Origin of the sequence: Acetobacterium wieringae, from assembly GCF_001766835.1 — a bacterium.
In the GTDB taxonomy this organism is placed as follows: Bacteria; Bacillota; Clostridia; order Eubacteriales; family Eubacteriaceae; genus Acetobacterium; species Acetobacterium wieringae.
This window is the reverse complement of record NZ_LKEU01000049.1, coordinates 1-13,358: the sequence shown is the minus strand read 5'-3', so window position 1 is coordinate 13,358 and position 13,358 is coordinate 1. Positions and strand designations below refer to the sequence as shown.

Sequence of the window (13,358 nt, the reverse complement as noted above, 5' to 3'; positions counted from 1 at the left end):
CTGCAATGCTTTGAGTTTTATCGAAATCGCTTCGCATTTCAGCTTGCAAAACTATGGATTTTCCATAATGCAACATTCTGTATTTTTAACTTGCAACTTTCTGCAAAAAGTACTTGCAAAAAACAATAACCAAGAGAACCAAGATACAAAGCGAATTGGCGGAGACAGGATATCCGTTGTTCTGTGCAATTACGTTGATTCTCAAAGGGTTTCTTATTACACCATGCTTCGGCTAAATTTTTAGACAAGACCGGGTCTGTGATTCCTTGGCTCAGGGTGAATTCAGAAAATTGCTTTAAGTAATGACTTTCCTTTTCATATTTAAAGCCTGTATTTCGTTTGAATTGTACGAATTCGTTGAGAAGATCAGAAAAAGGACCACTAAAATAGTTTTTCATAACAGGAAACCTCCCATCCAGACATTTCCAAGTGGGGGGACTTCAAGCGAACATTGTCGCAGATGACTGACATCAACTTTTAGATAAATCTTTGTGGTATCCGTACAGGTATGTGTTAATGTCTCTGAAATTATCGGCAAAGGTGTATTATGTGCCAGCATTTCAGTTGCAAGACTGGCTCTTAATGCATGGGGTCCATGCCGCTTTCCAGATGGAATGATGATGCCGGCATTACGCATTGCCTGAGTAACAATCGTATGTAGACCGCTTGGTTGTAGCTCTCTAAACGGTTTTTGCAATCGTACAAATATGTGTTTATCCGTTGTTTCTGGACGGCTATGTTGGAGATAATCAATAATGGCATGTCCAACCTCGCTAATTAAAGGTAATACTGCCGACTTCTGATTTTTTTTGGCGATGAAAGAGATCGTGTTCGCTTGCCAGTCGATGTTTTCAAACTTTAACGAACAGATGTCTGAAGCCCGCATTCCAAGGCGAACAGCCAACAATACCATCGCATAGTCTCTTATTCCTTTAGGGTTAGTGCGGTTAAAATGGGTCAACATCGATTCGATTTCATCTGGGGTATAAACAGAAGGAATTCCATCCGTTTTGGGTTTTACTTTTGGCACAAACTTTGAAAGATCCGTTTTTTGGACACCCGTTTTATACAGGTAACGCATTAACAACCTTATGGTTGAAGCAAAACCCTTTAGTGTCGGCAGATGTCCTTCAACAGAAAGATATTTTACAAATCCTACCAGATGCGCACTGTTAAGATCAGTCAGGGATCGAAGATCCAGAGCATCCAGGTAAACAGATAACCTGTTGAGGCAGCAAATGTCCCTGTTTAGAGTAGATAATGAAAAATCCTGCTGTTTTCTGAATTCCACAAAATCAAGTAATTCTGTTTTGTAATGGCATGAAAACCGACAAAGTGAATAGGATTTTGGCAATGTAACAACATCATGCATCAGACAATTAGACAAAATGTGAATCGCCCGTCTCCGGCGTTTGTTAATTGCAGAAAGCTTAGCAAAAGTTTTATCGGTTTCAATCGCATAACGTTCACGCAGAAAAGCGTTCCCAATTGTTTCAGAATAGGCTTGATTCGTGACACTAAGATAATGCTTCAACCCAGTCCATGTATAGGAAAGATGTTTTACATAATCTTGAGTGCACCCATTATCCAACAGTGCTTCACTTGCATAATCAATTAATTCATTAATCGACATGTTCATTTTTTCACCTCATGCTTAAAATTTGGCAGTAGCCTCTTTAAGTATGAGATTAAATGTAAAGACAAACAACGAGAAATTCCCATTTAACTAAGAAAAATCGTCACAACTTTAAATTTTGTCAAACTTGTCATTTCATATTAAATGTGAAGCTTCACATTTTATGTGATAATTGAACTGTACCGTGGCTTTTTTCCATTGCGTCAATTCATATTGATGATGAGATTGATTTTGAATTGGCAGAATTACATATATTACACGAATTGGAGAATACCATAATGGATGAAGAGATTTATTACACGGATGGCATAATTAAGAGTATTGATTTGAAAGATTCAGAGGCCGTAATTTGCAGTAGCAACAGTATAAGTGATGATTCTGAAAGGCGATACAATCTGTGGCTAAAAGAAGATGGAAATGTATTATCAAAAGAAGCAAAAGTAATTCAATGTAATGAGAAAATAAGCTATAAAGATGCGGATGATGAGATAAAATATGCATTGATTCAAATTGCACTGGGAAAGCAAAAGGCAAGATTTATAATCAAAGAAAATAATGGATTTGAGCTTGTGAATTTGGTAATCATTAATGAGTAAAGAAAAAGCCGTTCTGATTTTTGGTGCAGGTGCGACTGCTGCTTTAGGGATGCCACTAACAGAAAAGCAGAATGATTTTTTTAGAACTTTCTTTTTTAGCGAAGTCACAGATCTGAAAAATTATGGCTTAACAGAGCAAGATGTGGAACGGTTTGCGGCATTAAAAAAATTGAAGGCTGAAGACGAATTTAATATTGAAGATTTAATTAATTTTGTCAAATATTTCTTCATCGAGGATGAAGAGAGCTTCAAAATGATCGATTTGTATAATCTAATCGACATACAAATTCACAAAGGATTGAATTTGATGATATATGAATCTGTATCGAATGAGAAGAAGATTTTGTATCCCCATCATCTGGTTCAGTATCGCAAGGGAATTTTGGTTGTGCTTCAGGAATATTTTTCGATGCAGATAAAAAAGGCACAGCAAAATAAAAAAATTCATTTGTATGTTGATTTCTTTCAAGAAATAGGCAAAGTGCTTCTCAAGGAAAAGGGAGAACTAATTCCGGATGGTCTTGATTTGAGGGATTCTGATTTTGTTTTTTCAAACTTTTCATATCTGAGTTTTAACTGGGATGTTCTTTTGCTTTGGTCGATGTTTATCGCACATAAAAATTTAAACGATCAAAATGCATTTTATTATAATAATCAGAATCAAATGTTTAAATTAAAAGTTTTTAACGATTTTGCAACGTTTATGACAAGTAAAAGTTTTGACAAAGATACAGCCAAGTGGTATCCCTATAATGAATCAGTTGCCTATCGTTTGAATGACCCAGATCGTAACACGGATCGCAAAGTAGTGCTGATCCCGACGTTTTTTCCCCATGGTCAGACAAATTGGCTCGATTGTCCGTATTGTGGAAAATTATCAGCATACTTAGGTGATTGTTTTAAGTTGCAATCGAATAGTCTGGCAATGCGTTCACCTTTAACAGCTGATGATTATTATAAATGTGTTCATTGTGGTAGTAAGTTAACAACAAAAGATTCAGCGATGCTCTTACAAACCTTATATAAAAGTAAAACACCATATATTGAAGAGATTCAACGGGCAATGCGTATTAAGGTTGAAGAGGCGGAGTATTTAATTTTTATTGGTTATTCATTGCCTGAAGATGATATTGATTACAAATCTTTTTTTAGATCAGCCAAAACTGTTCATAATAATAAAAAAGTCTTTGTTGTATTGAAGGGGGATAACTTTGAAAATCGTTGGTATGAAGCGGTAGAAATATTGAAAATGATCAGTGATGACATAAATAACAAAGAAATAATTTTACGCTATTGTGCGATTTTTGGTAAAAAAAATGTTTTTATAAGTATGGTGGGTTTTCCAACGGCAATGGACTTAGTAACATTAATAATGATGAAGGGATGGTGATAAAGCGCCAGAACTAAGTAATTTTGTTGGCATATATGTTTGGTTTGGGTGTCAAAAGCCCACTTTCTAATGAAAGAGATAGGTGCCTGACAGTGCGGCCGAGCAAGGTCGTATCATATAGCCTGGATTCCCGGGAATACATAACGAGAATGCTCATCTGTTGCAAAAAAACGTCTAGAATAAGCCGTTTATCACGATAAATGAATATTTCGGCTGGAAAAACCAGGCTGTCCGGAGGTTCGTGGTTCTTCCGCAAAAAGCCGTTATCCAGGTTTTAGATGTGGATCATACATCAATTTGGCCATCAATAATTTTTGACCACACCGACCATACATGGTTCGTTTTATCATTTTCAGCTTGTTGTTGACTCCTTCCACAAACCCGTTTGACAAATCACTGACAACAGCATTTTCTACTGCGTCGAGATCTTTTTCCAGTCCAGATGCAAAAACTGCCAGTTGCTTGATCTCAGAGGTTTTATACCTGTCAATATATAGATACAGTTGGGGTAAACTGTTTTCTTTAAAGATCTGACGGAATTCTTTGATGCATTTATAAAGCTCATAGATAATCGGATATGTCTTTATCAGGTAGTCACGATATCCGGAAACAACAGTATCATTCATCCAGAGAAACCGGAAGACACTTTGCCGTGTTATATGGTCAAATTTGTTCAACTGCTTTCTCCGAGTGATCGCTTCAATCGAAGAACTTCGATTAACTGCGATTTCGATTCCATGCACCGCAATCAGTTTGTTCATATAGTCATATGCGGTGGACACTTGTCCGGGGTAGCCCTGTTTTTTAATCTCGCGATAGATGTCCTTGCGGATCATCCCGGAGGCCAACGCTTTCATTATGTAATCGTAATAGCGATCCACGCAACTTCGCAGTTCCTGGCGGCATAATGCATCAAAATCGCCATTTATATTATTGCGTACAGTCTTGCGGCTGCAATGCAGGATTTTTGCCGTTCGACTGATCGTGAATCCGGCCTCAATATATTCTTTAACCGCATTGTAGCGCTGTATCCGGTTTTCATCATAACTGACCGGTTTTACCGGGTCATCATTTTTTTTTAAAACCTTCTGGTACCGTTTTTACTTCCGGTTGTTGATTATCAGAATGATCCGGTTAAATCGGTATTTTTATATCAGCCGGCACAACCGATTTGAGTGCATTCTGGACGGCTTCCAGCAAATTCTGATGAAGATTAAACCGGTCTGCAATCTACATGGCATCAGGAAGGATTTCGCAAATGGCGGAAGCATAGGCTCCGGCCCGGTCTCTAGTGATCCTTTTGACCTGTCTGTTTTGCCATAGCCAGGTCTTGAGCGTATTACTGTCCCGCCCATTAAGAACTGCAACCGGTTTGTGTGTGGCTTCATCAACAATCACCGTTCCGTATCGGCTTCTTTTTTTGAAGGCAAAATCATCGACACCGATCGTTTCACTACAAACTGGAACCGGCTGAGCCTCATAATGTTCTGTAAGAAAGCGGATCACGCTGTCTCCACTGATATGCAGGTTCATTGCCTGACAGATCCGTGCGCACCCTTCACAACTGGTTTCCATTGCCAGCATACAGATGAAATCTTCACAGCGCTGAGTCATTCTTCGGTTTGCGTTGAGAAAGCCATCGAATGTTTCAGCAACGGTTCTAACCGGGCACGCTTCATTGTCACAAATGTACTCATGGGCTTTAATCCGGAGCTGAACATTTTTGCCCAGTATGGGAAGATCCTGAACTTTTCTTGTATAGGTGCCGTGATAATGCTTAAGTGTCTGGTGACACCTGGGACAGATACAGGTTTTGGAAAGAGACTTCATATGGATAATGATTTTATCAGTTTCAATTACTTCCGTGATTTTTAAAACATCGGACGGGAAGTAATGATCCAAAATCAGAGTATTTGGCGAATCCATTTTTACCATCCTTTCTATTTATTTGATGCTTTTATTATATCACTTCAGGTTTAATATATAGCTTAATCGACGGCTTTTTGCGGAAGAGCCTTGTTCGACCGAAATACTCAGTAAAATACGGAGACCATCAAGCAGTTGTTTCTCTGGATGGTGAATTGTTAGCTGGAAGTATTCCTAAAAGGCAGTTTAAAATATTAGTAGGCTGGTTAGCCCTCAGAGAAGAAGACGTTTACAGAGCTTGGTATAAAGCTGTAAAAAGCGAACATTTTGACAAGGTAGAGCCGTTGTAATAACAGATTATCATAGTTTAAGAAGGGATGTAATTTCAATGTATGAAATAGATGGAATCCTATATGCAGGAAAACCGGCAGATATGATAAAAGTTACTGGTGTAAAGACGCTTCAAAATTATCAATTATTACTTACTTTTTCGACAGGTGAACGAAAACTATATGATGTGCGTCATCTTTTGGATTTACCAGTATTTCAGCCGCTAAAAGACAAAAGCACATTTGATAATGTGCATCTTGATTTTGATACGGTCACCTGGTGTAACGGGGATATTGATATTGCACCAGAAACTCTATATTCTGACAGCGTGGCCATTACGGAAGTTAAAGAGGCCTGAAGGGCGCGTAGCTTGGTGGTGCCTGGGGAGTAGGTGCCTGACACTGTATTATAAACTTAATGATGGACATTTAGCAAGCAGTGGCGTATACTGAAAACAAGATATTGTTTCTGCGGCGAATGGCTGAGACTGATAAGGATATGAAAAATGAATATTGAATATTTAAGAAAAATCTACAACGATGAAACGATCGAAGTTACCCGACATGCTTTGGATCGATTTATGAAAAGGGGTATTAAATATTCTGATGTCAAAAATGCAATCATGACCGGTGAAATAATGAGCCCTATACTGAGGATTATTCACATCCGAGTTGCTTAATTTTAGGAGCATCAATTGACAAATTGTTAGTCCATGTTGTTGGTTATACTGATTGTAAATTATGGATAATAACCGCTTATTATCCGGATGTGGACATATGGAAAGACGGTTTTAAGTTGAGGAGAACTGGAATGGATTGTTTTTTGTGCAAAGGGAAGCTGACAGAGTCAACAACCACCTATATGGCTGACTTAGGAAACATCATTGTGATTGTTAAAAATGTACCTTGCCATAAGTGCATCCAATGCGGCGAAGAATCATTTAGTGGTACGGCTGTTGTACAATTAGAACGCATTATTGATCAATTGCGCAATACGTTAACAGAGATTGCTGTTGTCAATTATGACAATCGTGCTGCCTAGAGAGAATCATTTACAACAAGACACTGGGAGGTTCGCGAATGATTGAACAGAAAGTGGGAGAAAAAGGGGAAGGTTTAGGATCTGTTGAAAAGACCTCAAAAATAAGAATGGAAAAATTGTTTGAGCAGGTTAAAAAATGCGCCAGTAACTACCCGAATATCTATAAAATTGTCTTGTTTGGATCACGGGCAAGGGGCGATTATCGGCCCAATAGTGATATTGATTTGGCAATATTCAGTAGCAGCAGCTCTAACCTTGAGGTAGCGAATTTTACGGATGAAATTGAAGAACTGGATACCTTGTTAAAATTTGATATTGTATTCATGACACCTGATGCGGATCCACGTTTACTAAAAAATGTTAAGCAGGAAGGAGTTGTTTTAATGGAATTATTGTCAAATAAAGTCGAAAATCTAAAAAAAGCAGTTGATCGCCTGAGTGAAGGAATTTTAGAACTTCAAGCCAATCAAAGCAGCATTGTCCGTGATGGGGTCATCCAGCGGTTTGAATTTACGACGGAACTTGCCTGGAAGGCTGCCAGGGAATATCTGATGGATCAAGGGTTCGTTGATATTAACAGTCCGAAGTCGGTTATGAAAGAAGCGTTTAGTTATGGTTTAATCACAGATGATAAGATTTGGATTCAACTGTTAAATGATCGCAACTTAACCTCTCATATTTATAAAGAAGAAATCGCAGATGAAATATGTGACCGGATTATAAAGACGTATTTTCAGGAATTCAAAGCTCTCTCAAAACGTTTGGCGGAATAGCAAAGCGCGGTGCCTCAAGGAGGTAGGTGCCTGACACTTACTTATAAACTTTATATTTACAGCTTGCGAGTAGTAGTGTATACTGGTTAACAAGACTCTTCCAATCATTGCCTTGGTAGCAAGGTGCCGTTTAAGAAAATTATGGTCTACAGTGTTTGATGTTCCCATTTTAGCTATCTGTGGTTACGGATTACGATTAAACGAGGATGGGTGCCCGACACTTATCTATCAACTTAATGATGGATATTTAGCAAGCATTGGTGTATACTGAGACCATGATATTGCTGCTGGGAAAAATCGGCAAAGTTTTACCAGTCTTTTTGCCACCAGAACCGGTTATGAGTATGTACTACTATAATCTGGAGTTTTGCTCAGTTCCGAAAAATTCTTCAGGTGAGATCATTGATTTTACGATAGTCTTAACTAAAATGGAGGTAATTGTAAAAAGGGGTTTAATAATAATGGGCAAACTAAAAGAAGAAAAAACAATTGAGTTCAAGAAGGAGTTTACTCCCTCATTTTTAAAGACCGTTAGTGCATTTGCAAACTATGGTGATGGCGAAATTATTTTTGGGATTAGTGATGATGGTGAGGTTGTTGGCATAAAAAATATTGATCAGCTTAAATTAGCGATTGAAAATGCGATTAATGATACAATTGAACCAAGGCCAAGCTATACTTTAATAGAAACAACAATGGATAAAAAAGCAGTCCTTGTTCTAAACGTGTACAAGGGTGAGAGTCAACCTTATTTTTATAAAGGCAAAGCATACAGAAGAATGGATACAGCCAGTGTCCCAGTTGATCGAACTGCATTGCAAAAATTGGTATTGATTGGAAGTCGAATTGATTTTGATGAAATGCCCTCAAAAAACAAAGAATTGAGATTTGAGATACTATTCAAATGGTTAAAAAGTGTTCTTGGGATTGAAGTGCTTACAAATGATGTGCTCATCTCACTAGGTTTGCTGGAACATGGCGTTTTTAATAACGCGGCTGAATTGCTATCGGATAACAACAAAATAAAAAGTTCCTGTGTCGATATGGTTCGATTTGGGGACAATATTTCAATATTTTTAGATAGAAAAACCATCCAAGGCGGGTCAATTTTACTTCAATATGAGGAGGCGATTGAATTTTTCAGACAGTGGTATAAGCCATACTTAGCGATTGAAGGAATTCCACGAAAAGAAAGAATACAAATACCGGAATTAGCGTTTCTTGAAGCAATGGCGAATGCACTGATCCATCGAGATTATCTGATTAATGGTTCAATACGGATTGAGATGTATAAAGACCAATTGATTATTCACTCGCAGGGGGGGGGGGCCCGATGGCGTATCGAAGGATGATTATTTAAACAAAAATATTTCCATCCCGAGAAATTCGATTTTAGCCGATGTGTTTCATCGTTTAAAACTGATTGAACGCTTTGGTACAGGTGTCAGAAGAATAAGACAGGCTTATTCTGAGTTCAAAGAAAAACCCTTATTTGATTTTTCTGAGCAATCAATAAGTGTTATTTTGCCATGTGTTACATATGGTGATAACCTAAACCTGGATATTGAAGGCTCACATATTTCCGATGATGAAAAAGTAATGAAGCTAATTAGATCAGAAAAATTGATCACCAGAAAAACAGTTCAGGAAATAACTGGTTTAGGCGAGACACAGTCTAAGGCTCTATTAAATAGATTAATAGATTCTGGATTCATAAGACGGGTTGGCAAGGGTAGAATGACTGCTTATGAACATATTGAGTCTTGAGTCATAAAATTCAATTCTATAAGCCGTCTAAACCGTCGGAGTTCAATAGAAAAACTATCTTTCCGTCGGATTTTCCGACGGAAAGCGACGGAAAGTCTGAATGGTATTTTTATCCGACGGAAGAAAGGTGTTTTTGTGTAATAGTGGCATATCGAAAAGTATACCTTTCGAAGCAGTGTTGATTATTGATTTCTTGACAAAACGAAGTAATCCGACTAAAATAAAATCAGATATTATTTTAGTCGGATTTTTTATTGATGAGAACGAGGTGATACCCATGTATATTAAACGCGCAGCAGAAGACGCAGTCAAGCGGATTATTCAGACTTTTCCGGTTCTTTTGGTAACTGGGCCCAGACAGGTTGGTAAATCAACAATGCTTCAAAATCTGGCTGAAAGCAATCGTAAAATCGTTACGTTGGATGATCCGGACGTCCGTTATTTGGCCAAGAACGATCCGGCCCTGTTTATGCAGCGGTATACGGCACCGGTTCTGATTGATGAAATCCAATATGCACCAGAGTTGCTGCCTTATATAAAAATGGAAGTGGATCGCAATAAAAAAAACGGTGAGTATTGGCTGACCGGTTCCCAGGCCTTTCATTTGATGAAAGATGTCAGCGAGTCCCTTGCTGGCCGAGTGGGTATTGTCAATCTTCTTGGTTTATCGAACAGCGAAATATCAGGTGTAACGTCGGAAGTTTTTTCGACTGATCCCAGGCAACTGTTAAGACGAATGGAGACCACCAAAAAGCAGGGGTTGAATGAAATATTTGAACGAATCTTCAAAGGATCGATGCCACGTTTGTATGCCGAAGATAATGTGGACTGGGAAACCTACTATCGCTCCTACGTCGATACCTATCTCCAGCGGGATATCAGAGATCTGACCCAAGTGGCCAATGAAATGTCTTTTTATCACTTTATGACAGTTGTTGCAGCAAGAACGGGTAAACCGGTTGTTTATGAAGAAATTGCCAGCGAGTCGGGAATTTCCGCTCCGACAGCAAAGAAATGGCTTTCCATTTTGGTTTCCTCGCATATTATTGCGATGGTACAACCGTATCACAACAATGTTTTAAAGCGAGTGACAAAAATGCCCTTACTCCATTTTCTAGACACCGGTCTTTGCGCCTATCTGCTTAAGTGGGGCAATCCTCAGGCCCTCGAAAAAGGACCGATGGCGGGGGCATTTTTTGAGAGCTATGCATTCTCTGAAATTTACAAGAGCTTTCTAAATGCCGCAAAGGAGCCGCCGATCTACTACTATCGGGATAAAGATAAGAAAGAAATTGATTTGTTGATTTTAGAAAATGGAACACTCTATCCCATCGAAATTAAAAAAGCTGCTTCACCAGGCAAAACGGCGATTAAGCACTTTGACGTCTTAAAGCCAGTAACAGAGCCCGAAAAGTTCGGCAGTCTGGCACAGTTGAAAATTGAAGTGGGAACAGGCAGTGTTATTTGCATGGCGAACGATTTACTGCCAATCAACGAAAAGAATTGGTATGTACCTGTTTGGCTGATTTAATAATAATGTGAGACAACTGATATTGAAGGTCTGTACAAGTTAGTGCCTGACACCAACTTATAAACTTTATATTTACAGCTTGCGAGTAGTGGTGTATACTGGTTAACAAAACTCTTTCAATCATTGCCTTAGTAGCCAAGGTGTCGTTTAAGAAAATTGTGGTCTAACAATGTTTTATGTTCCCGTTTTAGCTATCTGAGGTTACGGATTATGATTAAAATATGGTAGGGAATTAATGTTATGAAAATTGAAAAAATTAATGAAATGATCAACGGTGGTGAAGGCATAACGGTTGAGTTTAAGCAAAGCAAGACAAAGTTAAATCGAGATGTATTTGAATCAGTCTGTGCTTTTTTAAATAGAAATGGTGGTCATTTATTTCTTGGCGTTAATGATTCGGGTTGCATTGTAGGTATTGATCCGGAAGAAATCGATAAGATGAAGAAGGATTTTATTACGTCAATGAATAATCCCCTGAAAATTAGTCCAACCTTCTATTTATCTGTTGAAGAAGTCGTAATTGATGGAAAAATCATTTTTTATATCTTTGTGCCCGAGAGTTCACAGGTTCATCGCTGCAATGGGAAAATATATGATCGAAATGAAGATGGGGATATCGACATAACCGCTAACACAAATCTCGTCTCTTGGATGTATATTAGAAAACAGGGTAGTTATACAGAAAATCGCATTTTCCCATTTGCGGAATTATCGGAGTTGGAAAATGAGGTGTTTAATAAAGTCAGAAAGCTGGCGGTAAGTCAACGTCCTGATCATCCATGGAAAACGATGGACAATTTAGAGTTATTAAAAAGTGCAGGGTTGTATCTTAAAGACTTGCAAAGTGGAAAAGAAGGGATAACTTTAGGTGGGATTCTCATTTTTGGTAATGAGCAACTCATTCAAGCAGCGCTTCCTCATTATCGAACTGACGCAATTCTTCGTCGAGAAGACACAGATCGTTATGACGATCGGGATGATATCCGAACGAATCTAATTGATAGCTATGATGTAAATTTTCGCATTATTTCGGACTGGTTTAATCACAATAAAACGGATCGAAATGTGCGAAAGAGTGTGAAAAATATGGTGAGTTGAAAATATAATGCCAGTTTTTAATCACATAATCACGCTTCATTTCTCCAGAAAAAAAGGGAAGTAACGCCGTCAGGCGTTAAATCCCAGCTTCCGCAGAAGCGGCAAAAACAATCTCTTCATCGATGAGATCACGTTGCTTTTGAAAGGCAAGAATCAGACACTGGGTAACCAGATTACCGACCAGTCGCGGATAACCGCCAGTGGATGACGAAATGGCTTCATAGGCGTTCTCGTTGATCAGATTCCGTGAAACACCGGCATGCTTGAACCGGTGTCTGATGTAGTCCCTGACCTCATCCGGTGTAAGCGGCGAGAAATGAAACCGGGTCACCAGTCGCTGATCGAGGGAACGATTCTGATTTAAACCCAGGCGGTTGGCCAGCGTTGGTAAACCGGTGAGAATCAGAATAAAAGGGTTGCGTTTATCCATGTCAAAGTTAAAAATGATGCTCAGATCGTGAAGAAACTGGGCACTCGCCGATTGCATCTCATCGAGGATAAAGACCGGCGTGATGCGGCGCTTATCATAAAGATCAGTAATGGCGTTCTGAATCTGAAAGAACAGCTCCACTTTTCGAAATTTCGGCTGTTCCCCAAGCGAAAAGGCCAGACCCCGGTAAAAATCCATGGTTGTTCCGGAAGACATCGGGAAATACATGACCTTGTATAACGACGGGTTCAGACTGTCGGCAAAGACCCGTAGGGTTGATGTTTTACCAACCCCGGGATCCCCGGTAATCAGACCAAAACCTCTGGTGGTTTTGAGATAATCCAGACGGGCCAGAACTTCCCTGTAAGCTTCCGATTGAAAGAGCAGCGATGAATCAATGCCCTTGTCAAAGGGTGCCTGCTGGAAGCCGAAAAACGATTTATACATGCGGTACACCGCCTAATGAACTGTAGCTGATGGGGGTATTATGGCGTTTGGCAATGGCATTGTCCGTCATGATGACTTTTTTGCAGGTGTAAATCCGGACACTGTTTTCATAAAGATAGATTTCATCCGGGGATTCATTGGGATAACGGATATCCACGCTCTTGCCAATAAACATCGGCGAGGCTTCGAAAAGGGTGTTGTGCAGGGAAATGGTGGCATCCGACTTGACCTTTCTGGTAACCCGGATCAGAAAGGCTTCATCAATAATCCGGGGATCAGAGAAATGCCTGATCCGGTCACTCCCCCGCATATAAAAGACCATTGGTGCTTCATTGAGACTCGAATGAACCTTATGATGATAATCCCGGGCCAGCCAGGCCTCAAAGCGTTGGTTGAGGACATCAAGATCCAGAAGATCAGCAGCCGTCAAAAGCGGATAGAAACGGCTACGGA

At 39.2% G+C, this 13,358-nt stretch carries 17 protein-coding genes; 11 read left to right on the top strand and 6 right to left on the bottom strand.

Annotated features, from left to right (window positions below):
- Positions 1-38 precede the first annotated feature (38 nt).
- Complete coding sequence (locus ACWI_RS17350; protein WP_070372706.1) at positions 39-398, bottom strand: hypothetical protein; 360 nt, start codon at positions 396-398, stop codon at positions 39-41.
- Positions 395-1,639: a site-specific integrase gene (locus ACWI_RS17345; RefSeq protein WP_070372705.1), complete on the bottom strand. Its 1,245-nt coding sequence runs from the start codon at positions 1,637-1,639 to the stop codon at positions 395-397. Before ACWI_RS17345 ends, ACWI_RS17350 begins: the two co-directional genes overlap by 4 nt.
- 275 nt (positions 1,640-1,914) lie before the next feature.
- On the opposite strand from ACWI_RS17345, the gene ACWI_RS17340 reads away from it, so the two are divergent.
- Complete coding sequence (locus tag ACWI_RS17340) at positions 1,915-2,232, top strand: hypothetical protein (protein ID WP_070372704.1); 318 nt, start codon at positions 1,915-1,917, stop codon at positions 2,230-2,232.
- Complete coding sequence (locus tag ACWI_RS17335) at positions 2,225-3,622, top strand: hypothetical protein (protein WP_070372703.1); 1,398 nt, start codon at positions 2,225-2,227, stop codon at positions 3,620-3,622. Before ACWI_RS17340 ends, ACWI_RS17335 begins: the two co-directional genes overlap by 8 nt.
- Before the next feature lie 263 nt (positions 3,623-3,885).
- Here ACWI_RS17335 and ACWI_RS17330 read toward each other — a convergent pair whose 3' ends face one another.
- Positions 3,886-4,479, bottom strand: a complete 594-nt coding sequence (locus tag ACWI_RS17330; protein ID WP_242871646.1) for a transposase — start codon at positions 4,477-4,479, stop codon at positions 3,886-3,888.
- Between the two features lie 373 nt (positions 4,480-4,852).
- Positions 4,853-5,548, bottom strand: a complete 696-nt coding sequence (locus ACWI_RS17325) for a transposase (protein ID WP_242871645.1) — start codon at positions 5,546-5,548, stop codon at positions 4,853-4,855.
- Between the two features lie 77 nt (positions 5,549-5,625).
- Between ACWI_RS17325 and ACWI_RS19585 the strand changes: the two genes are divergently transcribed.
- From ACWI_RS19585 to ACWI_RS17295, 9 genes are all read left to right on the top strand, one after another.
- Positions 5,626-5,838: a DUF4160 domain-containing protein gene (locus ACWI_RS19585; protein ID WP_278278306.1), complete on the top strand. Its 213-nt coding sequence runs from the start codon at positions 5,626-5,628 to the stop codon at positions 5,836-5,838.
- A 38-nt stretch (positions 5,839-5,876) separates the two neighbouring features.
- Positions 5,877-6,176: a DUF2442 domain-containing protein gene (locus ACWI_RS17320; RefSeq protein ID WP_070372701.1), complete on the top strand. Its 300-nt coding sequence runs from the start codon at positions 5,877-5,879 to the stop codon at positions 6,174-6,176.
- Positions 6,177-6,323: 147 nt separating this feature from the next.
- The gene (locus tag ACWI_RS19580) at positions 6,324-6,497 is read left to right on the top strand and encodes a DUF4258 domain-containing protein (protein WP_084633826.1); all 174 of its coding nucleotides are present in this window, start codon (positions 6,324-6,326) and stop codon (positions 6,495-6,497) included.
- Positions 6,498-6,628: 131 nt separating this feature from the next.
- The gene (locus ACWI_RS17315; RefSeq protein ID WP_070372700.1) at positions 6,629-6,859 is read left to right on the top strand and encodes a YgiT-type zinc finger protein; all 231 of its coding nucleotides are present in this window, start codon (positions 6,629-6,631) and stop codon (positions 6,857-6,859) included.
- A gap of 38 nt (positions 6,860-6,897) precedes the next feature.
- Entirely contained in the window at positions 6,898-7,632 is a 735-nt protein-coding gene (locus ACWI_RS19440) for an HI0074 family nucleotidyltransferase substrate-binding subunit (protein WP_084633823.1), read from the top strand.
- 260 nt (positions 7,633-7,892) lie between these two features.
- A complete protein-coding gene (locus ACWI_RS18700) occupies positions 7,893-8,984 on the top strand; it encodes an RNA-binding domain-containing protein (RefSeq protein ID WP_139142408.1) in 1,092 nt (363 codons plus the stop codon).
- 16 nt (positions 8,985-9,000) lie between these two features.
- The gene (locus tag ACWI_RS18695) at positions 9,001-9,399 is read left to right on the top strand and encodes an ATP-binding protein (protein WP_341465165.1); all 399 of its coding nucleotides are present in this window, start codon (positions 9,001-9,003) and stop codon (positions 9,397-9,399) included.
- 277 nt (positions 9,400-9,676) lie between these two features.
- Positions 9,677-10,930 (top strand): ATP-binding protein, encoded by a 1,254-nt coding sequence (locus ACWI_RS17300; protein WP_070372699.1) that lies wholly within the window; start codon positions 9,677-9,679, stop codon positions 10,928-10,930.
- A gap of 240 nt (positions 10,931-11,170) precedes the next feature.
- The gene (locus ACWI_RS17295) at positions 11,171-12,028 is read left to right on the top strand and encodes an AlbA family DNA-binding domain-containing protein (RefSeq protein ID WP_070372698.1); all 858 of its coding nucleotides are present in this window, start codon (positions 11,171-11,173) and stop codon (positions 12,026-12,028) included.
- 76 nt (positions 12,029-12,104) lie between these two features.
- Here ACWI_RS17295 and ACWI_RS17290 read toward each other — a convergent pair whose 3' ends face one another.
- Both ACWI_RS17290 and ACWI_RS17285 read right to left on the bottom strand, forming a co-directional pair.
- Positions 12,105-12,905 (bottom strand): ExeA family protein, encoded by an 801-nt coding sequence (locus tag ACWI_RS17290; RefSeq protein ID WP_070372697.1) that lies wholly within the window; start codon positions 12,903-12,905, stop codon positions 12,105-12,107.
- A partial coding sequence (locus ACWI_RS17285) for a Mu transposase C-terminal domain-containing protein (protein WP_175440979.1) occupies positions 12,898-13,358 on the bottom strand: 461 nt, incomplete at its 5' end. The genes ACWI_RS17285 and ACWI_RS17290, both read right to left, overlap by 8 nt.